Genomic DNA, 24,253 nt, shown 5'->3' with positions numbered 1-24,253 from the left:
CATAACACTAATTAGTAAAAAATTCTATAAATTCCTAAAAGTGTAACAAAATCAACGAATCTAATATATCCACTAAGATTAAGTCCACAGCAACCATGTTGCGGGTGGACTTTTTTGCTTTTTATATTTTTGAATTAGGGATGAATAAATCAGTGGTACTTTACAAAAACTTTATTCGATTAAGTCACTACTTTGCCAAATCAGGAGGGGTTCTTATTAAACCATTTATCGTTATAGTAGCGCTATTACTCGTTACTGCTTGTTCGGGTAATAACTCGGCCAACAACCAAATGACTACTCAACAAACGAAGGTTGACAATCATGCTCGTAAAACTACCTCAACGTCAACTTTAACGCAAGCATCTTCCATTTCCACGGAGAATGCAGGGAATTCAACAATTAAGACTAAACAAGTTCCTGGCGATGTAACGAAATGGCTGGATGGGTTCATCCGCACCAATCCACCTACAGGAGGCACAACAGACCAAACAACGTATCCGCAGCAGTCGGCCAAACCACAATATTCTGCAAATCCGCAACATTCTGCTGTCCCGCAGAAGTCTGCAAATCCACAACCATCCGCCAATACATCCCAATCAGTACAGCAAGTATTGGATCTTGTGAATAAAGAAAGAACGAATGCAGGCTTGAAGCCCCTTAGTTTAAATAGCGAACTTTCGAAAATGGCTTTGGCTAAAGCGCAGGATATGTATGACAACAATTATTTTGACCATCAGTCTCCTACGTATGGATCTCCGTTTGATATGATGAAAGCCTTCGGGATCTCATACAATTCAGCAGGGGAAAACATCGCCAAAGGTCAGTCGAGTGCAGAAGAAGTAATGAACCAATGGATGAACAGTCCTGGCCATCGTGCCAACATCCTGAATAGCAGCTTCACAGAAATTGGAATAGGTTACTATAACAGCGAGTGGGTTCAAGAATTTATTGGTTAGTGCGATTAAAGTAATAAACTTAACAGGGGTGTCCTAATAAGCTAAAAGTGGCTGTAGGGCATCCCTACTTTTCTGAAGTCTGCAAAATGAGATAGGGGATATTGAATCCGTATAGAACGGGTTATTTTTTGTGTTTTTTTATATGATAACGAATGAAAGTGACCAATAGAATCAGAAGAAATGGCAGGGTGTAAGCTAGGTTAGTGATCAAGGGCCATGTAATATTCACGATTTCCTCAAGCTCAGACTCTTGTGTGTAAGTTGTTACAGATAACAGCAGGCAAACAAAAGCAAGAGGGAAAACAATTAAACGTTCATCCTTCAATCTCAGAAGCTCCTTTAGTACTTTAATAAGAATAAGCAGCAGGATAGAAGCCTTGAAATAGAAGCCGATAATGAGTGAAAAACCAATCACGGATTCGATTCTTTCAATGGTTTCCTGAAAATAAATGAGTCTCGCCAACTGATATAATGAATATTTTAAGCTGCCGGACAGTGGTCCCAGTACCATAATACTGCTAATGACAGAAGCAATTAACGTCAGGGCATTGATGATGAGTGCAAGATACATTTGTTTTCCCAGTTTAGAATTGTCTTCTTTACGCACGAACGGTAAAATCATCGAAAAAACGATAAGCTCGGAATAGGGAAAGCCATAGACTACATATGCAGCGCTTAGGATAGGCCTAAATCCATCAGGCATGATGGGCAGTAGGTATTCGGGATGATATAACCCTGCTACGAGTATCCAGACTAAGATGATAAATCCGAACATTAGTGACATTAGGACGGCTGCCATGCGGGCAATCACTTCGATTCCAGCTAGAGCTGTCATCGCAATCGTTATAAAAAACATGGTATTTACCGCGTAAGTGGGCGTTTCTTTTAACATCGTACTTTTGAAAAAGGTTCCGATCTCAATTACAATTCCTGCGACATTCCAAAACAGCACACAAGTGAAAGGAATCAGGAGGACAAGGGTCAGTCCGTTTCCAAGTACGGAGCGGCTTTGTTCCACAAGCGAAAGATCTGGCGCTCGTCGGTTCAAATATAGAATACCGGAAAGCAGAAGCATTCCTATGGCCGAGGCGATTAAGAGGGATATCCAGGCTCCGTTGCCGGCAAAGTTAGTTAATGATGCAGGGACGATGACGATTGAGGAACCGGTCATAAAGAAGAGAAACAGCATGGACATTTGGATCGAGCTAACACGTTCTTGCTTATTCATACGTTCCTCCTCATTCTTTAAGCTTATGAAATGGTTGGGTTGATCCAATGGACGATGTGCTCAGCTGGAGCCGTAAGTAAATTGAAGATGGAGTCTAAATTGGGCCATGGCTTAGCTGCAATAAAGATAAATCCGAGATAAAGTACGGGTAGTAATAATACTCCATAAACTACTCGATCGCGGATGGAGGCTTGCCTAAACCTTGGGATGTCATGGGCTAGCATAGCGGAAGCTAATAAGAGGACGCAGATTATTTTTCCCACCATAGCTACTTCTCCTTTGTTCCGAATATTGTGCCTGAGTTCATTCCAGTGCTTAACACTTTGACATCAACGTTGATATCGAACTGAGTCTGGGCGAATGTTTCCTTCCATTGTGGCTCTAGTTGTTTCCACAGCTGTGGATTTTTCCGGTAAATCTGATTGCCAATTCCGAGTGCGTCGATCTTTTTTGTTTTCAAAAACTTGGTTGCATGCTCAACCTGTTGTTCAACCTGAGTTATGACACGCTGCTCAAAAAGCTTCATGTCCTTATTGTTTTTTAAATGTGAGCACCGTAATTCTCCGATCATCCCTTCAATAGCAATTTTTACACCGACGGATACAGAACCATTTTTCACGGTTGGAGTAAGCGTACTGTTGAAGGTAAGCACTTCAAGCGTTTCTTTTTTTCGCAGCGGTTCTTCGGTCTCATCCGGGCAAGGAAATTCTAGTACTCCATAAATATATCTATCCGTCAGCATCATGAATGCTTCTGTATTCTTCTCCTTTAGAATGTCAATCATTTTCCCGTCATGGATTACAGCCAGCCCAGATATCAATGGTTTATGATCCAAACTGGTCTTATGCAGGTAAGGGATGATGGAAGTATTGGAGGGGCTACACATTTGTATAGCCAGCTCATAGAGAGGAATCTTGGAAGTTTTTGCGGCATATAGAGCACCGCTCGTCTCCATTCTCTTATACTGTTGACCAATGGTCTGCTCGATAAACGGGTTGATATCTAAAAATGGTGCCGCAGATTGCTCAGCGATGAGAGGAAGAACGGTACCACGCGGTTCTTGATCCCTGGAGAAAAAATCAAGCACCTCCCGGATGTTCGAGGTTCTGGCTAGTTGCTCCCCGATTAATATGACGCGCATATGATCCCATTTGGCTTTTCGACCAAATTTTGCCGGGATCTCCCTTATTGCTTCAAAAAAGGTTTCTCCACTTGTAACAATATTAATTCCCTTCGACGCTGGATCCCCTGCTTGTCCCATTTCTATTTTGGTGGAAGGATTATAGAAATGTGTCGTGATCACAATCCGATTGTCTTCGCTTTGGTCAATGGCGACCGCCTGCACATACCCATACTCGTCCAATTCTTTATTATCCCAGCATCCGCTAGTTAGAGTGAGTACAAGAAGGGAAATTAGTATGGTAGTAAGTCGCTTCACTATATCTACTTCCTTCCTGAAGTCTTTTTATATAGGTGTCGATTCCGTGGTGAATGAAGCAGCAGTCTTCTCGGAAGTAGAAAAATAGAATCACGTACTCTTTTGAGATCTAGCGGAGCTAACGAGTCTAAATACGGTTCTCCTAAAGAGCGCAAGGTAGCCAGATGGAGGTAAATTAGAATAAAACCGACCATGATGCCAAGTCCTCCGAACGTTGCCGCGAGAATCATTAAGGGAAACCGTAAAATCCGCAGCGCAATTGCCATATTGTATTGAGGTAGCGCAAATGAGGCAATGCCCGTCAAAGCGACGACAATGACCATGACCGGAGAGGCAATCTGCGATTGAATAGCCGCTTGTCCAATGACCAATGCCCCAACAATACTGACGGCCGATCCAATCGGTCTGGGTAAGCGTATGCCCGCCTCTCTCAAAAGCTCAAAGAAAAACTCCATGATCAAAGCTTCAACCATAGCCGGAAAGGGGATTCCTTCGCGTGTGTTTAGAATGGCAAGCAGCAGAACCGTGGGAATTAGTTCGGAATGGAAGTTGGATAAGGCAATATAGGTACTGGGTAACAACAGGGCGATGATGAAGGCAGCGACCCTAATCAATCTTATCAATGATGAAAAAATGGTTCGGTAGTAATAATCTTCGCTATTCGTAAAAAACTCCATGAAATTCCCGGGACAGATCAGAATGGAAGGACTTCCGTTAACCATAGCAATAATCTTCCCGTCTAGCAGAGCTGTTATAGCTGTATCCGGTCGTTCTGTGTAGCGGACTTGTGGAAATGGTGAGTAGAGAGAATCACCGATCCACTCTTCGAGATAGGAGACGTCAAGAATTTCTTCCTGATCAATACTTGCTATACGTTGTTTGAATTGGTTTAATGCTTCTGGTTTCACCACTCCATCCAGATAACCATAGGACAACGTTCTTTGAACCTGCTTACCAGAGGTAAAGAACTCGAACTTAAGATTAGTAGATTTTAGCAAACTACGAATAACACCTATATTACGCTCTAAGCTTTCTATAAAGCTGACGTGGGGACCTTGAACAGTAGGCTCTGAAATGGGCTCAGAGGTTTGGCGCTGTTCTACATCAAAGGCATAATAGGCAACGGCTTTTTGCCAACCTGTAAAGAAAAGGACAACTTTCCCATCAAGAATCCCCTTAATGGCTTGACCGATATTGTCCATTAATTCAAGCAGCGGTGATGAAACACCATTTTTTTCAAAATAAGAGGTGACATCTTCAACGGTTACGTCTAAGGTGGGCCCCAGCTCATGCGGAACTATATTTTGCAAGACATCTTTAAAATAATTTGTAGGGTCAGACTTAGTAAGTGTATTGAAATAGACGGATGAGGCTTCATACTTAAGATCCGGGCCATAATGCCATGGAATAACCTTTAGGTCTGAGCAATTGGCAAAACAGTTATTAATAATCTGCAAGTTGTCTTCGAGAGACGCAGAGATAGCATGGGAAAAAAGATCCTTCATTGAAAGCTCATTTTCGGCTTCGATTTGAGGGGGCACCTTAGGATTAGACGGAGGCGTCTTGGCGTTAAAAAATTTCCGCATGCAATTCTCCTTAAATAAATTAGATGTTAAGTGTGATTTTTATCTTCTCCCTTATTTAGGAATTTATTCGGAAGATAGAGATAGATCAAATTCTTCGCAAAATGAACAATTGGAACTGGCTCATGGAGGAGTTGCGATGTTATAATGAACATAATTTTTTCAGGAGGTGCTCCTTGTGACCCATTCCATTCGTTTATGGTAGTCCGTGGTGCAAGACAAGTGGACTCATTCATTTTTTTGAGATAAGGAAATGAGTTTATTTGTGATGTGCCTGTTTCAGTGTGCCTATGCTCATGGAATGAGTTTATTTAAGTTTTTAATCAAAGGAGATGACCTTATGCAAATACAATGGAAAAAAGCCTTCGCCCTTATTTTTAGCGGACAGATTTTCTCGATTCTCACGAGTTCGATGGTTCAATTCGCGGTGATCTGGCACTTGACGGAATCGACAGGGTCAGCGGCAGTTTTGATGATTGCTGGGTTGGCAGCGTTTTTGCCGCAAGCGGTCTTGGGTCCTTTCGTAGGGGTTTGGCTGGACCGTTGGAATCGTAAAATAACAATGATTATTGCTGATAGCGCAATAGCGCTTTTCAGTCTGATATTAGGTATTTATTTCATGTGGGGGGAACCGGGACTTGGTTTTGTGTATGTCATTCTGAGCTTGCGTTCAGCGGCTTCGGCCTTTCATGCCCCGGCTTTTCAGGCGGCTGTTCCGTTGATTGCACCTGAAGAAGAATTGACAAGAGTCGCGGGCTGGCAGCAGATGGTGTTCTCTTTCTCGAATGTAATTGGTCCTGCACTTGGGATAGCGGTTTACTCGGCAACTTCGCTTGGGGCGGTATTGCTACTCGATGTGGCCGGGGCTTTGATTGCGAATCTGATGCTGTTCATGGTGAAGATCCATCAGCCTAAAGTGCAGGCTACAGCTGCGCCGTCTTTCGTTCAAGAATTCCGTTTGGGTTGGAACGCACTCATTCAAGCGAAACCCATTGTGTTGATTACGGGGGCTACTGCGGTGTTTAGTATCGCATTTATGCCGCTGGCGACACTGTTTCCTTATATGACTTTGTCTCATTTTGGCCGTGGAGGATACAGTGCCAGCCTGGTGGAAGCGGTGTTCAGCATCGGGATGATTTTAGGTGGTCTGCTATTGTCGATGTTCTCATCAAAATGGAGCGACATTAGCTATATGAGCGTAGGTCTGCTAGTCATCGGTCTTACCTGTGTGATCAGTGGTTTGATTGGTCCGAATGCATTTGTGATCTTTGCCATTCTCTCGTTCTTCATGGGCAGTGCGGCACCCTTCTTCAATGGTCCCTTCATGGCGATGATCCAGCGTTCTTTTGAACCCGAGATGCTTGGGCGTGTCATTTCACTTGTGACCAGCATTATGATGTTGTCTTCGCCAATTGGACTGCTGTTGGCAGGACCTGTAGTGGATCGATACGGAGTGCAGCTATGGTTCCTTGGTTCAGGAATTGTGGTGATGCTGACCGCTCTGTTTATTTTCATCCAGTTTCGGCGGCTGGCGTCCGCGATTCCGATGAATTGATTAGGGTAAAAAACTTTCCTATGAAAAGAGTTTATTGGCCGGTCCGAGAGGATCGGCTTTTTGGCGGTTCTTCATATTTTTCCAAATTATAATATGATAGAATTACGTTCACTTGGAGGGATACATAATATGAATCTTAACATTGCTATCTGTGACGATCAGAGGCAAGATGCCTCGCGGTTGGAAGAATTACTCAAGAAGCAGATGACTAGCCTGCAAGGGATGACCACCTCTATTGAGATTTATGAATCAGGCCAAACCCTGCTTCAGACAATGACGTCTACCGCATACGATATAGTTTATCTGGATATGGAGATGCCCGAGTATAACGGTATAGAAGTTGCAGAGAAGATCCGGCTCAAAGATGCCAGGGTATTAATTATTTATGTCACCAGCCATACAAGTTATATGAGAAGAAGCTTTGCGGTTCATCCCTTTCGCTATTTGCTGAAACCTATTGATGAACATGAATTGCAGACCGCCACAGTCAAAGCCATTCAGCAATGCTTGCAAAGAAACAATGTGCTGACATTCTCAATCCATCATATGAGCTATAATTTAAGGGTAGATGATATTATGTATATCACGGTAGAACGAGGTAAAAAGTTGGTCCTTTATACTGAACAAGAGACTTACTCGTATTATGGCAAACTGGGAGAGTTGGAAGGACAGCTGGGATCACATGATTTCTGTCGCGTACATACGGGATTCCTAGTAAATTGGCTGCATGTTCGTTCTTTAAGCAAGGAACTTATTCAGCTGAAGAACGGGGTGGAACTTCCAGTCAGCCGCAGTAAAAGCTCTGATTCTTTACGGTCTTACCATGCCTTTATAGAAAAGAGGCTCTTAAGATAAATGTCTTTCATCCGGGAGATTAGTCCTTACTTTTTTGGTGTATTTATGCTCATCCTTATATATGTTCCGCAAGGGGTCACATTTTATATTTTTCTCAAGAAATTTCTAATCCTGAACAGGAGCAAAAAGTCATTTATAGGCTGTCTTATTATCTTTTATATGGTTAAATCGCTTACTGCTGCTAGCTTATCTCTAGTTGATTCGGTCATCCTTCACCTGATTGTGTATAGTCTGATTACTATTGTTTATTTCCGCGGCAGTGTGCTACAAAAGCTGTTCTTTAGCAGTTTCTATACAGTGTTTACGGTTGTTATTGAAATGCTGGTATGGTATGGGATTCAGCATATCCCGCTCAATACCGGTGGAATAAATGAAGCTAATTTTTGGTGGTTATCTTTTTCTTTCCTATTTGTTATCTTGCTAAGCATCATGTTATGTCTGCTATTGTTGCGGTTATTCAAAGTGGACACCACTACGTTATTGTCGAATCAGGATTGGGCTGTGTTGAATCTTGTTTCGGCGGGTTCTTTGCTTATTATTATTGTGAATCTGAGACATTCCAGTGATAAACCTTTTAATATTCCGCTTGATTTTGTATTCATCCTGCTTGGGATTCTTGTAATTAATGTGGCTGTAATGTTTATATATCAAAAGTTAATGAAACGGATGCAGATCGAATTCCATAATCATGTGCTTCAGCAGCAAGTGAAGGATTACACGAGTAAACTGAAAGATAATCAGGAAGCACAGCGTTTGCGGCATGATCTGAATCATGTGCTGATCCTTATTCATTCTCTGCTGGATGAAGGCGCTTTAGAAGAAGCCAAGCGATATATTGCAGAGGTTGCTTCGACACAGGAGGCGGGAGAAAAGTTTATTTCTTCTGGAAATATTGCTATTGATGCCATTTATAATGAGAAATTCGCAAAAGCTGAGCTACATCAAGTTACAATGCAATCTCATTTTCGCATCCCGCAGGACCTGTCACTTGCAGGCAAAGAGGTTGATATTGCAATTATTCTAGGCAATGCATTAGATAATGCAATTGAAGGGGTTCAGAGATTACCAGAGTCAGAGCAGAATGTTATTGAGCTGGAAGTAATTTATACCGAAGGGTTATTGGTGATTTCTTTAAAGAATCCTGCATCTCTGCTTACAGAGGACGGGCAGGGCTCTTTTTTGTCCAGCAAGCGGAACTTTGGGAGTAGAGGGTTCGGAATCGAAAGCATTGAGTATGCGGTTCAACAGCTTCAAGGAAGCGTCAGTTTCAGATATGAGAATGGGCAGTTCATGATGTTGGCGGTATTACCACTGCCTGAGTAGCAATCCGAAACCAACTACTCCACCTAACCTGCAAGTTACGGTCTCTTCCCGCGGGCAAGCAGCGGTCCATGATATATTGAGGCTGTTCTTATTAAAGGGAGGGTATTCCGTTGACATTATCATTGCTCATCAGTGCAGTCCTTCAGCTCATCTTATTCAGCATCATTCCCTATACATACTGGTTTTTTACAAGCAGAACAACATCATCCTTTGCCATGTGGATTGGCTGGAAGAAACCCCAATTGATTTCTAGGAAGCAGTTCATACTATGTTTTATACTTACGATGACTATATTCACCAGTCTGGGAATGCTTACAGCAATCTACATGCTGGATAGGAATACTTTGGCCAGCTCACAGTTTTATGGTACAGGTCTTAAAGGTTTGATTCCGGCATTGATTTATTCTTGGTTGCAGACTAGCTTGTCCGAAGAGATTCTGTTCCGCGGCTTCATTGGAAAACGGTTAAGTTCGAAATTCGGATTCGGAATTGGAAACTGTGCTCAAGCTTTATTATTTGGTGTCGTACATGCTGTGCTGTTATACAGTAGTGCCGGATTTTTGAATTCTGCTGTTGTAATGCTTCTTACGGGTCTTGTGGGTTGGAGTATCGGAATATTGAATGAGAAGTTATCCGGCGGTTCGATCATTCCAGGTTGGGTCCTGCACGGGCTGACTAATCTGATTTCCTCCATTTTTATGATGTATCAATGGATGTAGCGATCAAAGTTTTTAGAGAGTACATTTTAAAAATATGGTAAACTAAAAAAGTCTTAAATTATAAGATTAAAGTTTATATACCATTTTTATTGGGAGGTAGATATTATGAAAAACAATGTCAGCTTGCAAAATTATATGGGGAAAACGTTTAACTGATCAAGCGTGTTAGCGTTCCCCACCATTCGAAAGGGGAAAATCATTTGAATCAGGTATTATTAATCATCGATGCACAACAAGAATTAATGGATGGAAACGAAAAGGAAAGTGCGGTATTCAATAAAGAGCAGCTTATCCGGAATATTAATAAAGTGATTGAACAAGCAAAAGAAGCCAATGTCGAAGTTGTGTTTGTTAGGGATCTTGATGTCGCTGAAGGAACAGGTGCAGGCTTTCAAGTGCACAATGAAATCAATAGGTCTGTAAATGCCAAAATCTTTGATAAGCTGGCAACGAATTCTTTTCACGGAACTGAACTGCTACAATATCTGAAAGATCAGCAGATTGAGCATGTGGTCATTATGGGATGTAAAACTCAACACTGCATCGATACTGCGGTTCGGACGGCTACGGTTAGCGGCATGGATGTTACATTGGTCGGAAATGGTCATTCTACAACGGACAATGATGTTTTAAGTGCAGAACAAATCATCAAGCATCATAATAAAACATTACATGGGCACTACAATGTCGAACATTTTTCTATGGTCAGAAGTTCCGAAGAAGATTTGTTTCGCCCAACGCATGACTCTTATAGATAATAATTCAGAGGCGGCACTTAAATGTGCCGCTTTTTGCTGTTTTGCATTACCTCTGATTTTCCTCACCTATTCTGATAGACATATTCGCCTAAACCATTTCCATCCCATCTTTATGGGATTGTTCTTGCAAGGGATCTACTTATAATTGTTAGTAATTCTTAAACAATATGAGTAGGGACGGGATCAACATGATAGCAGCAAAAGATATAGAGTTTAAAAGCAGACACGGGCAGCGGCTGGGGATGATGGCGGCTATTTGTATGGGGGCGTTTATTTCCCATTTTACAGCCGGAATTGTGAATGTGTCGCTTCCTTTTATTGTGAATTATTTTCAGACAGAGCTTGGGAAGGGATTATGGATCACAACAGGGTATCTGCTAGTGATTACGGCACTTCTTCCTGTTATGGGGAAACTGGGCGACCGTTATGGTTTTCGCCGGATTCACAATCTTGGATTTGTGATCTTTACTGTGGGTTCCATCCTGGTCGCTTTTTCACCTAATTTACCAATATTGCTAACGCTCAGAGTTATACAGGGAGTAGGAGCTGCGATGTTCCAAGCAACTAATATTGCGCTCATCACCATTCATATGCCGAAAGAGCAAAGAGGACGTGCACTCGGAATTTTAAGTACAGCTGTCGCACTGGGCGGGATGACGGGACCTATAGCGGGAGGTTTGATTGCAGAGTGGCTGAGCTGGAAATGGTTATTTTTAATCCATGTTCCTGTGGCGATTGTGGCTACAATTATGGCATATCGGTACATACCCAACCGTGTGCAAGAGCGCAAACCGGGTGCTATCAGCTTCGTGGGGGCCAGCTTGTTTATGGCATTCATCACCTTGGTTCTTCTCGTAATAACAAATGGGAGCAAATGGGGCTGGGTGTCCGTGTGGACGATGACAAGTTTGGTGGGGGGTTTCTTGTTACTGATTACTTTTCTATTCTGGGAACGGAAGCAAAAGAATCCTTTTCTACCCTTACAAGCTTTGAAAATTCCAACTGTAGCGGGAGGCTTGATCGTTAGCTGTGCCTCTTTTATTCTGTCTAATACATTGCTTGTCCTTATTCCATTTTATTTGATGGGGGCGGCGGCTCCGTTCTCGTCATCTACGACAGGATATATTATGGCGGCTTATCCCATTGCCTTGGCGTTTGCAGGTCCTCTCGCAGGCTACTGTTCCGACCGTTATGGCTCTCATCGTCTGATGCTTATGGGACTGAGCTGTATGGGAAGCGGGTTTATCTTGTTGCTGGTGTATTTAGACCATATACCGGTTTATGGAATCGCGGCGATTCTATCTCTTATAGGCCTTGGTATGGGGCTCATTGCCTCTCCTAATAATAGCTTCATTATGCAGCAGACACCTCGGGAATACGTGGGTTCGATTGGCGGATTAATTGCTTTAACAAGAAATGCGGGGATGGTCTTTGGCTCAGCACTTGGACTTGGTGTGATGAGTGGAGAGACAGGACAAGGGAGTCAGTTGCAGGCGTTCAAATTGGTTTTTGAGATTAATATTTTCATTTGTTTAAGCGTTATTGTATTAATGGTTGTTATAAATAGAAGGTCATTTAAATCTGCTTGATCTAAAAAAATGTGTGTGTAATCACAACTCAAGGTTTGGTGTTCTGTTACGTTGGAAGTAACGAATGATTATCTAGATATGGAGGATAACAATATGTTTTGTTACCAATGTGAACAGACACCGAATGGCGGATGCACCGTTGTAGGGGTATGTGGCAAAAATGAAACCATTGCGAGTTTACAAGATACGATGATTTTTGCATTAAAAGGAATTGCAGCTTATGCGACACATGCCCGGCAGCTAGGATATAGCGACCCCGAGGTGGATCGTATCACCCACGAAGCTTTGTATATGACGTTGACCAATTCCAACTTTAATACGCAGGAACATTTGGAGATGGCGATGAAGGTCGGAGATGCGGCGGTGCGCATCATGGATGTACTGGATCGTGCGCATACGGACCGCTTTGGCATTCCGCAACCAATCACAGTCAGTCAGAACAAAATTGAAGGTCAATGTATTGTTGTGACTGGACATAATTTATATGCGTTGGAGGAATTACTGCGGCAGACAGAGGGGAAAGGCATCAACATTTATACTCACTCAGAAATGCTGCCTGCGCATGGATATCCTGCACTCAAAAAGTATAAGCATCTTAAAGGCAACATCGGCAAAGCGTGGTATGATCAGCGTAGATTGTTTGAGCAGTTTCCCGGTGCAATTCTTGCTACCACAAACTGTGTAATGCCGATTAAAGGCACTTATGCAGACCGCTTTTTCTCATATGAAGTAGCGGGGCTGGAAGGTGTAGAGAAAATAACGGGCGACGACTTCTCCCCACTAATTAATCGAGCGTTGTCCCTACCTGCGGCTGATGTAGAGTCAGATCTGGTACTCACGACCGGATATCATCATGAAACTGTAATCGGGTTAGCACCAGAGATCATTCAAGCAGTCAAAGACGGGCATATCCGCCGGTTTTTCGTCATTGCAGGCTGTGATGCGCCAGGTACGGGCGGGAATTACTACCGTGAGTTGGCGACTTCCTTACCGAACGATACCGTCATTTTAACTACTTCTTGCGGAAAGTTCCGCTTTAATGACGTAGATTATGGCACCGTTGGAGACACCGGTATTCCGCGTTACATTGACCTTGGGCAATGTAATAATTCCGGTTCTACAGTGAAGATTGCCATGGCTCTGGCTGAGGCATTTGAGTGTACGGTGAACGAGCTGCCTGTCAGCATCGTGCTGTCTTGGTTTGAGCAAAAAGCAGTGGCCATTCTGCTAGGCTTGTTCAGTCTCGGCATTCAGGACATCCGCATCGGACCAAAGCCACCCGAGTTCATCTCGCCAGGTGTACTGGATGTGTTGGTAGAGCTTTTTGGGTTGAAGCTAATTACTACTGCTGAGGAAGATATGAACGCGATGTTGGCGTTGTCGTAGAGTAAAAATCAAAGGTTGCCGCCCATAAGGGATTGGCAGCCTTTTTTTGATAGGGGATTTAGGAGATACATCATTGTCGAAGCACGGCGATCCGTAAAGGATGATCATGCTTCTTAACTTGCCATTACGAGATGAACTTATCGCGTGCTCGCCACATAATTATAGAGGGTATCTCTCAACTCGAACTCGTACGTCAAACCATTAACAATCCCCACAACATGATCGTTGTCATACAGATCAAGCATGAATACAGCCATTTCCTTCGCGGTATGATATTTCGGCACAGTCCCATGATATTCGAATTCGGAGACATCGAAAGAAAGCTTCGCGAATTCTGTTTCTGTTGCGGCAGGTGCCAGCACTTTAGCCTGCATAAGTGCACCTTGACTCTTCAACTCATGAGAGAGTCCTTCAGTAAAGGCACTCACATAGAACTTAGTCGCACAGTACGTAATGGCATTTCCCACAATCGTATAGCCGCCACCGGATGAAACGTTGATTAATTGTGTTCCTTCAACATTGGAGTAATCACGAACGAATAGAGAGGAAAGGATCGTCAATGATTCAATGTTCAGATGCAGCATTGCAGAAATTTTATCTAAATCTTGCTTGGCCACTGAAGCGAAATTTCCAAATCCCGCATTGTTGATCCAAGTTTCGATTTCGAACCCTTGTAGATCCTCATAAAGCTTATAAGCATTACTAGAAACGGATAAGTCAGTCACTCGAATAACGACATCTACATCGGGGTAGTTATGATTGATTTCAGATTTTAGCTCCTCCAGTTGCTCCCTTCTGCGGGCTGTAACAATTAAGTTTTTACCGCGAGCCGCAAAGGCTAGAGCGGTTTCATAACCTATACCTGAACTGGCGCCTGTAACTACAGTATATTTCATGTGAATTCCTCCGTTTTTACAAGAATATTTAGTGTTTCAACAACGATGTAATCATAAAGCTTAGAGTTTACTCTAAGTCAAATGTTTTTTATAATTATGGGGACTCTTAAAATCAACATAGATTCGGGGGCTTGTATGTATACGATCAGCGATGTAGCCAAATTACTAGGGATTACCGCATATACACTGAGATATTATGAAAAGGAAAAGATTATTGCTCCGATACGGAATGCGAATGGAGAAAGAATATATGATGACTCCAATCTTGCTTGGCTGCGATTTGTGATGAGGTTGAAACAAACCCAAATGCCGATCTCACAAATTAGAGAATATGCGCAGTTATATTTAGAAGGAGAGCATACGGCCCAAGCCCGCTTGAACCTTCTTGAGAATCATAGTAACTCTATACAGAGCCAAATCAGAAACTTAACAGCCACAGAGAAGATGTTGAAAGACAAAATTGCAGCCTACAAAAATTCCCTTGCGAAAGAGACAGGCATTCACTAAGCAGGCAACATAAAAGTATGCTAATGATTAAGATAATTGAGAGTTCAAAGAAAGGGCCCTCACGATTCATTGATAGACGCTAGTTCCGCACGTATGTTTGCGGAACTAGCGTCTTTTGCTTTTGGGCTAGACTCCGGCAAAATAACCGTATGCTTCGCTATTCGCATCCTCGTCTCATTCGGCAACACCTTATTGACAGCGCTAGACGTATTCGTTATTGTGTTTAGAAACATGATTCAATTGAGAATGATTATCTCTTGAGAATTTAAAGGGAGTTTGCGAATCAGCTATGGACGTTCTGAAACTTATACAAATATGGAACCAGGTGATTATGAGTGTGCTGGACGTACGGCTAAAACAGGCCGGAACCGAGAACGATTTGAATCAATACCGTTTGCCAGCAAGCGCATTTATATTCGCTTTCCAAGGACAAGGCGAGTTGTGGGTTGATGATGAGGTGTGGCTGTGCGATCGTTTTCATGTACTGCACGCCGGCAAAGGCTCTTTGGTGACGGTTCGGAGCCGAGAAGCGCTGAATGTATATATCGTACTCTACAAAGCGTCTCTCCCCGCTTCGGCCTCGCGCGAATTTCATATGATGATGGAGGAATCCGACCCGTTTCTGGAAAGCTGGGGGTTCCCGCCTGGCGAACCGCTGGCCATGCTCGAGCTGCTTCAAACGATACGCGACGGTTGGCTTAATTCTGACGACGGATTGACCCGGCTGTCGGCCAAGGGAGACTTTATCCGCTTCGTTCACGCTGTCCTGAGGGAGCGTCTGTTCGGAGCCGGTGAGCCATCTTTATCGGAGCAAGTTATTCGGCATTTGTCCAGGAATTACCGCCAGCCGATCTCGTTTGAGGAGCTTGCTCGGCAATTGAATTACAGCCAACAATACATTTCGCGAAAATTTAAAGAACAGACGGGGCTCAGTCCGCTGGACTACGTCATTCGTTTCCGAATGGAAGATGCGAAGGCTCTGCTGGCCGGCACGATAGCAACGCAACAGGAAATAGCATCACATGTCGGTTATCCGGACCTCATTTATTTCAGCCGCATGTTCAAAAAATATGCCGGCATGACGCCAGGCCAATATCGTAAACGATACGGCCAGTTCGTTTCAGATTATGCAAGGAATATGTCACAATCGTCCGTTGTTCTAAGCCGGTCATTAAGCTATCCTTTTTATGTGAGTGATATTGATTATCAATTTCAACAGGATGGGGCGAATAAAATGACTAGAGCAACCAGAAGTTTTTATGCAGTGATGCTGTTATGTTTGACCGTGATGTTAACAGCTTGTGGTGGGGCGGTGAACAACGGAGGCGCAACGAACAGCCAGGTTGCCGTCAGCGCTTCTCCAACCATGGTCACCCAAGAGTCAGAGGTTTTGACATCTTCGGAGATCAAGGTAGTTAAGACTGCTTTCGGCGATGTCGAGGTTCCTGCACATCCTCAGCGCGTAGCGGCAATTTCTTATCTCGGCACTGTACTTGCGCTGGAAGTCCAGCCGATCGCAGCCGAATCGTTCTTGATGTCGAGTCCTTATCTTGAGGGAATGCTGGACGTCGTGACGGATGTAGGTGACTCATTAGAGAAGCTGCTGGAGCTCAATCCGGATTTAATCATAACGCATAATCCACAGCCTGAGGTAGTCGATAAATATCAGATGATCGCACCTACGGTATCTGTTCCTTACAATCAGTTTGCATCCATTCAGGAGGAAATGATGTATTTCGGCGACTTGCTGGATAAACGCGAGGAAGCGGAGAAATGGAACGCACAATTCGAGAAGGACATTGCAGACATTCGGGAGAAAGTCCAACAAGCCGTTCCCGAAGGAGAGACGCTTTCGATTATGCAAGAGTACGATGGAAACGTGAGCCTTTTTGGTCCGAAGTCGGGACGAGGCGGCCGGCTAATGTATGAAATAATGGGGCTGAAACCGCCGACGACGGTTCCAGAATTTATGCTGAAGGAATCCTACTATGAATTTTCGCTGGAGAAACTTTCGGAGTACATGGGTGATTATTTGATTCTGACGACAGAAGCCAGCTTGGAATCGCTGCAGGCTGATCCGATCTGGGGGACGCTCGAGCCGATTCGCAACAATCGGGTATTTTTATGGACGGAGAACCAATCCTGGTACCGCGACCCAATCGCCGTGAAAAGACAAATCAACGAATTGACCGACTGGATCATCGAGGCAGCGAGTCGGTAACTGCCCAAAGTATGGATTGATCGAACAACGGTAAGTTAAAATCAGAACTTGCCGTTACAGCCAGCGCGCTGATCCGTACCATTAGGGACGACAGGAAATTTTTGAGCGGAAAGTTGGAGAGTGCTGTAATAAGGATGTGGAATAGTTCGACAGAGGGTGTCCCAAACGTCATAAATTGACGTAGGGATACCCTCCTTTTTTAATGAGTGAGCGAAGCGAGAAGGAGGGAAGGAGCTAGAGATTGTGCTGAACGGTCAAGATTATATCTCTTTCTATGCGAAGGTTATTTCCAAAATTCAGGTGAAAAGTAGGTAGACTCAGGACAAGCGATCACTATAATGGAAATATGAGACATTCATAGAGCCGATCAATAGGATATAAATAGAATCCGGCTGAGTAAAAAAAGCGATTAGAGGAGGCCATCTCGTGGGAAGATCATTCGCAAATTTGCATATCAAGTCGAACAACCTTGAGAAGACTGTCGAAGCATTAAGAGAGCTAAGCGAAGGGCATGCCAAAGTATTAGGCAAGTCCAATCATGAGGCTCCAGAGAGCAAAGTTGTCATGTACGTAAGCAAAAGCAACGAGAACTGGATCAGCGTGCTCCACGATTACTTTGTATGGGGTACGGTGAAGGAGGCCGGCAAAACGTTGTCCCAGCTTATCGGGGAGCCAGTGATGACCGCCGGATATATGAATGAGGAAATATTCGAGTTGTCGTTGTTCGAGAATGGAGACATTCAAGCCGAAAAGATCTTTTGTGAACAGTGGACGAGGGATGAATATGAACAACTCCGGGAAGAGCCTCTCAATGATGACTACCTGCGAAAAGCGTTGGATATCCGTAATGAGGATTTTGACGGCTTCATTGACATAACGAGTCCGGGACAAGCCGTAGATAAGCTGTCAGAACTCGTAAGTATGTCTTTATGGAGTGATTGGGAGTGGATCCCGTACGAAGAAACTCTCAGAAAACGATTTGTGAAATATGAATTTTGAAAATACACGAGCAAATGGCTAAGGACAGCTGAGATGACATTTTAGTACATGGCGGTGAGCGAAAAGAAATGGATAGATTAAAGAACAGCGGATTTTATAAGCTTAGATTCTTCATAAGGCCGGAAGAGTTTGAAAGCGTTTTGAAGCTTTTTGAACATAAGCAAGCGCAATTTCATCTAACCAATTATGCCCAGACAGAGCATGATCTGAATCAGGTGTATGAGGCGTATAAGACCTTTTATGATTATTTTACGGCAGAAGAAAAAAGGAATGAGGGTCTCCCTTTCTTTGTTTATTCTATTTCTGTTGCGTCTGATAATGGAAGCTCTGGATTTTTCGCGAGAAATGAAGGTGTCTATTTTCCATATTACGGACAATGGGCAGAGGATGAACTGCCGTGTATCTTGCTATCATTTCCTAAAGGCTTTCAAATAGATTTGGAAGATGAAAAAGGGAAGTATTATATCTATGAGGATATTCGGGACCATAAGCCATTAACATATACGTTTTTCGATGAAATAACGGGTGCTATTAAAAAAATGACAAGGCCGCTTCGCTTCTCGGCGCATGATGCAGATGCTATGAAGGAGCAAAAGCCTTCTGTGTGTATAAGCCATGGTGCGATGCAAGATTTGAGCAAATCGTGGATTTTCAATAAATATGGGCTTGTGATGGGTGGAAAATAGTTCAGGGCAAATGACACCGAAGCACTGGCCAAGCTGGAGAATTCAAAAATTGGGGATTGATATGTTGCACTCTCTAAAATTTCAGTATTATCTTGGATAAAAAAGCTCCTCAACCTGCAATATTTTAAAGAATTCTCTTATTTGGAAGAGTTGCATGTTGGGGGCAGCAGGAGGAGTATTTATGTACATCGTATCTCGGCCAAAACCGCTGTCTGATGACCAAAACCAAGCACTTGCGAAGGAAGATGCCGCTGTTTATCCACCGGGCTACCTCCGGTTTTTGCGGCGATTCGGCGAAGGAACTTACAGAGGGTGGTTGAATGTTCAGCTTCCGGATGCGGAGGTGCTCAAACCTTTTGCAGAGTACGGATTATGGGAGCATGACGAAAACAGCCCCATTACTGAGCAACAGATCGGGGAGTGTATCGTTATAGGTACAACGGTTGACGGTGATTTTCTGGCAGTGTATCCACAGACAGCTGGGCTGCTCTGGCTACCTCGGCATGCGGAGCACGTGAAGGCGATTTTCCTGCAGGCACCGGAGCAGGAAGACGAGGAGATGTACGCTTTGGTGCTGGACGAAATATATCGTCAGGTGTATGGAATCATTCAAGGGGAGAGCGTCTATTATGAACCGTGGACGGGCACTCGCAGCCATCGATTTTTGCGTTTGCCACAAGGGCAGGACCAGCTTACGCTACCCGAACTGGCTGGATTGTGCCAACATGAATTTCCGCCGGATTTGTTTAATGAGAATGCCTATGCTTGTTTCCTGTTCTACCGGCAGCTGGGAGGCTATGTACGATTGAATTATGCCTACCAGCAAGAGGTGGCCGTCTTCTATGAACAGGATACGGGGCAGGCGTTTGCCGATATGGAGCAGTGGCTCTTGTCGAAAGGCTGCGAAGCGATTTCAGAAAATAACAGCTGATCTGGGTGCTCCTTACGTATGGGAGAGGGAGGTAGGCATGAAACTAGTTTTTACTTTGGATACACATGGAACGTGTGTGGGTCAATTGAGAGATGAACTGCTGCCCTTAGAGGAATTAGCAAATACATGGGAGTTTCCCTATGATATCTTTTTTGTATTGCGTGTTTTACCTGAAGGTTATGGTCGAAAAACATCCAGACGGTTTGATAGCAGGGATCATACCCTCGAATTAGATATCAGCATAAGTTATGAGCAATACCAACGGATGTCCAAGCATGAGCAACGTGAGGGATTAGGTATTCACCTTTTTAACTATTTGTCAGAGTCAGTTGCTAAATATAATAAGCATGCAGATAAGAAAACCCAAAATCAACTACTGGACCTAGTGAAAAAATGGATGCTCGAAAATAATTGGCTAAATGGAAAGTTAAATCAAGCACGGAAACTACTTTCGCAAGACATGGGTCTTTATGAAGTCAGCCAGAAATTGCAGATGCCATTAGAAGAGATTGAGTATATCCTTCTCCGTATGAATGACTATGAGCCAACTGATATTCATCCTGATAACCTTGTAGTAGAAAAAGCGCCGCCATATCATTTGTAGAAGGCTGGAGCTAATAGAAGACATCCTGCCTGAGCGGATCCACTAACGGAAAGGAGGAAGCCGATGCAAGAAATAGAGACGCTGGCGATAGAGATCGCCGATGCTGCTAGAACGTCTTTTCGCACTCTTTTTGAAAATGGCGAACGTTACTATTACTGTACTCTATACACTACTGGCGAGGGACATGCGCCAAGTATCTCCGCCTGGTCGTGGGAAGCTTTGGAGATGGAAGCAGTCAGGCAAGGAGTCGAAAGTGACACACCGGCATCGACGATTGCGGAACTTATCAAATGGTCTTATGCGGATTCGCCCTATTGTTGTTTCGGCGATGAGAACTTCGATAACGTTAAACAACGATTTACCGAGCGTCCTTTCATTGCGGATCTTGAGAATGACGAAGGGAATCGTGAGTTTGATTTGAGGCTGAAGGCCATGGAGCTGGCGATGAAAATGCTCGATGATGAAGGTGTGTTTGCCTTGAATCAACTGCGAGAGTCAGTATGCGTCCTTGTCGAAGTCATGCCGCCGGATGAGATCAATACTGAAATCGCCCTCCGTTTGAATCGGGCAGAATCTTCGGCTATGCAAGTATGGTTGGCGGAAGCGGCGGAGTAGAAGCCTCCGCTTTCGGGAACCGTCTACTATATTCGGATTTAATAAAATGGTCGAGATTAAGCAGGGCGTAAGCCTTGGGGCATGTGAGGAAATAATGGAAATTTCAAAATGAAGGGAAAATAATGTATGAGCAATCTTTTCCGATTCATTCCTATTAGCCAGCTAGCAGATAAATTTCCCGAAGGATCTTGGTGGGCGAAGTTTTACCAAGATTTTAGTGAAGAGCAACTTGCCGCTTACTATGAAGGGGATTTGACGCTGCCTTCTCTTAATCTAGATTGGGAGCAACCTTTCCCGCAACAAAAAGAGGTAATCATCATTTTTATAGAAGGAAATTTTACTGTAGACAATCTTTATAATAAAGAAACTGATGGCGCCATAGGGCTTTTGGTGACCGGTAATTTGAGTGCAAAAAATATAGCTGTAGGAGGTCAGGAAATTTATGTTTCGGGCAACCTGATGATTGAGGAAATATTATGCGGCTCCTACAATCATGGGGAAACGATTGTTAAAGGTGATCTCAGCGCTGCGGTTTTAGTTCAGGATGACGAGTACAGTTTCAAAGTGGACGGACATAAATCGATCGCTTGCTTAGTAAATGTGTGGGAGGGGGACGGCGTATTTCAGGAGCTTCCGGTGGACATTCATGAGGTGTTGATTGATGAAGTTTTTTTGGATATGGATGAGGATGAGGAGGATTTTTCCTTTGCCACACTGGTGAACGTAATTAAAGAAGGCTGTTCTGCTCTAAAAAAAATAAATGAATCCCCCATTAGCAAGAACGCAGTTCATTTATATTTCACCCATAACACGATCAATGAAGAAAATATATTGAAGTTGACGCAGTGTATTTTAATGCCAAGTGATAAGCCTTCTTTTAATTTTCGCGAGCAAGACGTTTTTTTCAAAGTTCAACTGGAGCATATTGATGCTGACGGGGATGAGCGGGATCTTAGCGTTTATATGAATGATAACCGGCATCACTATTATATTTGGCTGGAGCAAGATCATTCTGTCGGTTTGTTGAAGAGAACCATAGAAGAAGGGTCTGAGTGGGAGGACATTACAGAAGAGTCTCAGGAACAACTAGCAGAGATTAGCGATTGCTGGACGATGTTGCTGACCTGCGTTAATATGGCTGAGCTTTATTTACCAAACATTGAGGTACAGTATGTGCAAGACATTTTGCAACACACTGTAATTCAGGAATTAAATTCGGAAGTGGAGGAGAATGGCGGGTTCTGGGACGGCTCCAAATGTTACAGCTTCCGTCAAACGCATACGGACGAGGACGGAGACCTCCTACATGGTCGGATTGAAATCAGGACTCCAGATGAAACGTATTATTTTTATACACTGGACAATGGAACTTATGTTTCCCGGCATTATCAGCCGCCCGATCAATATGGCAAGCAGGACATGCCCTATTTGGATCTTAGGCGCTGGGAAGCATCAGAGCGGTATTTTACAAGATTTAAACAATTTATTACTGAGAAGATAGAGTCAGGTGTGAATAGTTAGATCTTGATATGCTTTAGAGGAAAGGATGATAGAAATGCCAAATGATAGCCAAGCTGGTCCTTCAGCTGGTTCTGTTAGAGAAGTTGGTAGTTATCCTATCAACCTGACAGGTCCACGTAGTCATACTCTTGTCCTTAAGCCCGGTGTGGGCAGTCTATCAATGGGTCCGTCGCAATTGGGGAAAAAGGTTGACCTTCATGTCGCGTCTGATGCGCCTATCGATTGGACCGTATTCGATGTCTTTGCCACACCGGCCGGCTCTCCCTGGCCGAGATTTCTGCATTATACAGGCAGTGATTTAGGCTTCTTTGACTGGGCACAGAAACGTCCCATTGAAGAGATGACATGGACTCCGATCCTGTCTGCAGACACGGTGGCGGACGCCAGTCAGTCCAATTTGCATGGCTTGCATGTCAAGTTGGAACCATCCGGGAGGTCCCTTAGCCTAATACTTCCGAAGCAGCCTTTCCGCCTGAGTGTGTCTGGCGATCTATCACGCTTCTCGGCCACAGGTGATATGCCATCTTCTCTTACACTAGCACCGCGCACCGGCCGACGTAAGAATGATTCCCCTTTTTTGCTGCCCGATATGGGGGAGCTGCACCAGGTAACGAGCTTGACGCTACATAACGCACCGCTGGGACAGCCCATCTCGCTAGAGTGTCTAAACCGGTACCCAAACCTTAAATCACTGAGTTTGTGGGGAAACTTCTGCGATTTGAATCTATTGGCTCATCATACCGAGTTAACGAATCTGGAGCTGCGCTTCATGCCTGATCTGGAGGATTTGCCGACCTTGAACGCGTGGCCGTTGCTTGACAGATTTATCGCCTACAATGTGGAAGAGAGCGCTGGCAAGCATCTAAAAAAGCAAATGAAAACTCGCGCTGAAACCCGTCCTTGGACCGACCATGCTTCAGTGAGCCAATTACGAAAGCCAGAGTGGTGGACGACCGAGTTTGGCCGCCCATTCTCCTCCTGGACTAAACGTCTAGCCAAGCTGGCTAATGAAGCTTACAACGTTGCACAGGTAACCTTGTCCGAGGCCCATAGCTTTGCTGAAGCAGAGGCCGCCATTACCGCTTTCACCGTGCGCTTCAACAATCTTAAGGGCATCGAAACCACCGAACGAGAAGATCTTGGTGAAGCGGTATGGCAACTTAGCCAGTCTGACCACCTGATTGGCCAGCCTATCACAGAGGAGATGGCTCAACGCTGGTTCGATGCAGCGCGCGATTACTAAATGAATTGAAAGTCACACCCCTAGAATAGAAATCGGATTGACCCAGGGGTTTATCCAATGTCTATTCTAAGGGGTGCACTTTACTATACTGGCGGGGTTTTGTTATACGATCATCCCCATTTCTCGGAGTCTATCTTTAATTTTCTTTAAACGAGCTTCTTTTTCGCTGTCTTCAGTTAATACCTCTACAGATGTTTCGTTATACTTCTTAATGATCCTCTTTAAAGTTAATTCTTTCATTTCCTTTTTACTGTGGATGGTAACAGGAGGGACAGTTGTATAGTTTTCTATGGTCTTGGGATCTGCAGAAATTCGTTCTAGTAAACTAAGTAGAAGCACCAGTCTTTGCTGGCCCAACCTCGGAACTTGGTATAGTTTTTTCCATGTGGAATTTAATAGATGATCAAGGTCTGTATATCCCTTTGAGTATAAAGCGTTTATGAGGCCTGTTAAATTTGGACCCCGTTCTTCTTCATGAGCCACAGCAACAATACAAGCAATATTCTTAGAATAAAGATGCGCCGGAAGTGGAAAAAAATGTATTAATGCCGCATTTCCGTCGATGATGTCAATCATGATGATATACCTCCATTAAAATATGTGTTCACTATACATGTTTAGTATTCTGGCAAGGTTGTAA

At 43.8% G+C, this 24,253-nt stretch carries 23 protein-coding genes; 17 read left to right on the top strand and 6 right to left on the bottom strand.

Annotated features, from left to right (window positions below; translation table 11 throughout):
- Positions 1-140: 140 nt before the first annotated feature.
- Complete coding sequence (locus tag NSS82_RS21130) at positions 141-956, top strand: CAP domain-containing protein (protein WP_256717307.1); 816 nt, start codon at positions 141-143, stop codon at positions 954-956.
- 121 nt (positions 957-1,077) lie between these two features.
- On the opposite strand, the gene NSS82_RS21125 is transcribed toward NSS82_RS21130, so the two are convergent.
- Genes NSS82_RS21125 through NSS82_RS21110 form a run of 4 tightly spaced genes read right to left on the bottom strand, consistent with a single transcriptional unit; the run spans position 1,078 to position 5,208 of the window.
- On the bottom strand, positions 1,078-2,184 hold the full coding sequence (locus NSS82_RS21125) for a GerAB/ArcD/ProY family transporter (protein ID WP_036688787.1): 1,107 nt from the start codon (positions 2,182-2,184) through the stop codon (positions 1,078-1,080).
- A gap of 23 nt (positions 2,185-2,207) precedes the next feature.
- Positions 2,208-2,450, bottom strand: coding sequence for a hypothetical protein (locus NSS82_RS21120; RefSeq protein ID WP_036688786.1), 243 nt, complete (start codon positions 2,448-2,450; stop codon positions 2,208-2,210).
- Positions 2,451-2,452: 2 nt separating this feature from the next.
- A complete protein-coding gene (locus tag NSS82_RS21115) occupies positions 2,453-3,622 on the bottom strand; it encodes a Ger(x)C family spore germination protein (RefSeq protein WP_076271986.1) in 1,170 nt (389 codons plus the stop codon).
- A gap of 5 nt (positions 3,623-3,627) precedes the next feature.
- Entirely contained in the window at positions 3,628-5,208 is a 1,581-nt protein-coding gene (locus NSS82_RS21110; protein ID WP_256718371.1) for a spore germination protein, read from the bottom strand.
- Positions 5,209-5,545: 337 nt separating this feature from the next.
- Here NSS82_RS21110 and NSS82_RS21105 point away from each other — a divergent pair, with 337 nt between their 5' ends.
- From NSS82_RS21105 to hcp, 7 genes are all read left to right on the top strand, one after another.
- A complete protein-coding gene (locus NSS82_RS21105; RefSeq protein ID WP_038572114.1) occupies positions 5,546-6,760 on the top strand; it encodes an MFS transporter in 1,215 nt (404 codons plus the stop codon).
- A gap of 129 nt (positions 6,761-6,889) precedes the next feature.
- Entirely contained in the window at positions 6,890-7,615 is a 726-nt protein-coding gene (locus tag NSS82_RS21100) for a LytR/AlgR family response regulator transcription factor (RefSeq protein ID WP_076271985.1), read from the top strand.
- A gap of 159 nt (positions 7,616-7,774) precedes the next feature.
- The gene (locus NSS82_RS21095; RefSeq protein ID WP_178420337.1) at positions 7,775-8,938 is read left to right on the top strand and encodes a sensor histidine kinase; all 1,164 of its coding nucleotides are present in this window, start codon (positions 7,775-7,777) and stop codon (positions 8,936-8,938) included.
- A gap of 110 nt (positions 8,939-9,048) precedes the next feature.
- Entirely contained in the window at positions 9,049-9,657 is a 609-nt protein-coding gene (locus NSS82_RS21090; RefSeq protein WP_036688777.1) for a CPBP family intramembrane glutamic endopeptidase, read from the top strand.
- 200 nt (positions 9,658-9,857) lie between these two features.
- Positions 9,858-10,415 carry a cysteine hydrolase family protein gene (locus tag NSS82_RS21085; RefSeq protein WP_076271984.1) on the top strand — a complete coding sequence of 186 codons (558 nt, stop codon included), beginning with the start codon at positions 9,858-9,860 and terminating at the stop codon, positions 10,413-10,415.
- A gap of 188 nt (positions 10,416-10,603) precedes the next feature.
- Entirely contained in the window at positions 10,604-12,004 is a 1,401-nt protein-coding gene (locus tag NSS82_RS21080; RefSeq protein WP_094901141.1) for an MFS transporter, read from the top strand.
- A 93-nt stretch (positions 12,005-12,097) separates the two neighbouring features.
- Complete coding sequence (gene hcp, locus NSS82_RS21075) at positions 12,098-13,390, top strand: hydroxylamine reductase (RefSeq protein WP_036688774.1); 1,293 nt, start codon at positions 12,098-12,100, stop codon at positions 13,388-13,390.
- A gap of 137 nt (positions 13,391-13,527) precedes the next feature.
- Here the strand turns inward: hcp and NSS82_RS21070 are convergent, their stop codons facing one another.
- Positions 13,528-14,286 (bottom strand): SDR family NAD(P)-dependent oxidoreductase, encoded by a 759-nt coding sequence (locus NSS82_RS21070; protein WP_076271983.1) that lies wholly within the window; start codon positions 14,284-14,286, stop codon positions 13,528-13,530.
- A 135-nt stretch (positions 14,287-14,421) separates the two neighbouring features.
- Between NSS82_RS21070 and NSS82_RS21065 the strand changes: the two genes are divergently transcribed.
- From NSS82_RS21065 to NSS82_RS21025, 9 genes are all read left to right on the top strand, one after another.
- On the top strand, positions 14,422-14,793 hold the full coding sequence (locus tag NSS82_RS21065) for a MerR family transcriptional regulator (protein WP_076271982.1): 372 nt from the start codon (positions 14,422-14,424) through the stop codon (positions 14,791-14,793).
- 289 nt (positions 14,794-15,082) lie between these two features.
- A complete protein-coding gene (locus NSS82_RS21060) occupies positions 15,083-17,014 on the top strand; it encodes an AraC family transcriptional regulator (RefSeq protein ID WP_076271981.1) in 1,932 nt (643 codons plus the stop codon).
- Positions 17,015-17,440: 426 nt separating this feature from the next.
- Positions 17,441-18,013: a hypothetical protein gene (locus NSS82_RS21055; RefSeq protein ID WP_076271980.1), complete on the top strand. Its 573-nt coding sequence runs from the start codon at positions 17,441-17,443 to the stop codon at positions 18,011-18,013.
- Positions 18,014-18,081: 68 nt separating this feature from the next.
- Complete coding sequence (locus tag NSS82_RS21050; protein ID WP_076271979.1) at positions 18,082-18,699, top strand: hypothetical protein; 618 nt, start codon at positions 18,082-18,084, stop codon at positions 18,697-18,699.
- 181 nt (positions 18,700-18,880) lie between these two features.
- Positions 18,881-19,630 carry a hypothetical protein gene (locus tag NSS82_RS21045; RefSeq protein WP_076271978.1) on the top strand — a complete coding sequence of 250 codons (750 nt, stop codon included), beginning with the start codon at positions 18,881-18,883 and terminating at the stop codon, positions 19,628-19,630.
- A gap of 37 nt (positions 19,631-19,667) precedes the next feature.
- Positions 19,668-20,234 (top strand): hypothetical protein, encoded by a 567-nt coding sequence (locus tag NSS82_RS21040; protein WP_076100287.1) that lies wholly within the window; start codon positions 19,668-19,670, stop codon positions 20,232-20,234.
- A gap of 63 nt (positions 20,235-20,297) precedes the next feature.
- Entirely contained in the window at positions 20,298-20,849 is a 552-nt protein-coding gene (locus tag NSS82_RS21035; RefSeq protein ID WP_076271977.1) for a DUF4303 domain-containing protein, read from the top strand.
- Positions 20,850-20,975: 126 nt separating this feature from the next.
- A complete protein-coding gene (locus NSS82_RS21030; protein WP_076271976.1) occupies positions 20,976-22,370 on the top strand; it encodes a hypothetical protein in 1,395 nt (464 codons plus the stop codon).
- Positions 22,371-22,404: 34 nt separating this feature from the next.
- Positions 22,405-23,613: a hypothetical protein gene (locus tag NSS82_RS21025; protein ID WP_038572092.1), complete on the top strand. Its 1,209-nt coding sequence runs from the start codon at positions 22,405-22,407 to the stop codon at positions 23,611-23,613.
- A gap of 102 nt (positions 23,614-23,715) precedes the next feature.
- On the opposite strand, the gene NSS82_RS21020 is transcribed toward NSS82_RS21025, so the two are convergent.
- Positions 23,716-24,189, bottom strand: coding sequence for a hypothetical protein (locus NSS82_RS21020; protein ID WP_038572090.1), 474 nt, complete (start codon positions 24,187-24,189; stop codon positions 23,716-23,718).
- Positions 24,190-24,253 lie beyond the last annotated feature (64 nt).

Source organism: Paenibacillus sp. FSL H7-0735, from assembly GCF_038008505.1.
Classification (GTDB): Bacteria; Bacillota; Bacilli; order Paenibacillales; family Paenibacillaceae; genus Paenibacillus_AQ; species Paenibacillus_AQ odorifer.
Note: the sequence above shows the minus strand (reverse complement) of the source record. Positions and strands in the feature narration are given on the sequence as shown.

Coding starts and splice junctions, on each gene's coding strand:
- NSS82_RS21130 (WP_256717307.1), top strand. CDS start 141: ATGAATAAATCAGTGGTACTTTACAAAAACTTTATTCGATTAAGTCAC.
- NSS82_RS21125 (WP_036688787.1), bottom strand. CDS start 2,184: ATGAATAAGCAAGAACGTGTTAGCTCGATCCAAATGTCCATGCTGTTT.
- NSS82_RS21120 (WP_036688786.1), bottom strand. CDS start 2,450: ATGGTGGGAAAAATAATCTGCGTCCTCTTATTAGCTTCCGCTATGCTA.
- NSS82_RS21110 (WP_256718371.1), bottom strand. CDS start 5,208: ATGCGGAAATTTTTTAACGCCAAGACGCCTCCGTCTAATCCTAAGGTG.
- NSS82_RS21105 (WP_038572114.1), top strand. CDS start 5,546: ATGCAAATACAATGGAAAAAAGCCTTCGCCCTTATTTTTAGCGGACAG.
- NSS82_RS21100 (WP_076271985.1), top strand. CDS start 6,890: ATGAATCTTAACATTGCTATCTGTGACGATCAGAGGCAAGATGCCTCG.
- NSS82_RS21095 (WP_178420337.1), top strand. CDS start 7,775: ATGGTTAAATCGCTTACTGCTGCTAGCTTATCTCTAGTTGATTCGGTC.
- NSS82_RS21080 (WP_094901141.1), top strand. CDS start 10,604: ATGATAGCAGCAAAAGATATAGAGTTTAAAAGCAGACACGGGCAGCGG.
- hcp (WP_036688774.1), top strand. CDS start 12,098: ATGTTTTGTTACCAATGTGAACAGACACCGAATGGCGGATGCACCGTT.
- NSS82_RS21070 (WP_076271983.1), bottom strand. CDS start 14,286: ATGAAATATACTGTAGTTACAGGCGCCAGTTCAGGTATAGGTTATGAA.
- NSS82_RS21065 (WP_076271982.1), top strand. CDS start 14,422: ATGTATACGATCAGCGATGTAGCCAAATTACTAGGGATTACCGCATAT.
- NSS82_RS21060 (WP_076271981.1), top strand. CDS start 15,083: ATGGACGTTCTGAAACTTATACAAATATGGAACCAGGTGATTATGAGT.
- NSS82_RS21050 (WP_076271979.1), top strand. CDS start 18,082: ATGGATAGATTAAAGAACAGCGGATTTTATAAGCTTAGATTCTTCATA.
- NSS82_RS21045 (WP_076271978.1), top strand. CDS start 18,881: ATGTACATCGTATCTCGGCCAAAACCGCTGTCTGATGACCAAAACCAA.
- NSS82_RS21040 (WP_076100287.1), top strand. CDS start 19,668: ATGAAACTAGTTTTTACTTTGGATACACATGGAACGTGTGTGGGTCAA.
- NSS82_RS21035 (WP_076271977.1), top strand. CDS start 20,298: ATGCAAGAAATAGAGACGCTGGCGATAGAGATCGCCGATGCTGCTAGA.
- NSS82_RS21030 (WP_076271976.1), top strand. CDS start 20,976: ATGAGCAATCTTTTCCGATTCATTCCTATTAGCCAGCTAGCAGATAAA.
- NSS82_RS21025 (WP_038572092.1), top strand. CDS start 22,405: ATGCCAAATGATAGCCAAGCTGGTCCTTCAGCTGGTTCTGTTAGAGAA.
- NSS82_RS21020 (WP_038572090.1), bottom strand. CDS start 24,189: ATGATTGACATCATCGACGGAAATGCGGCATTAATACATTTTTTTCCA.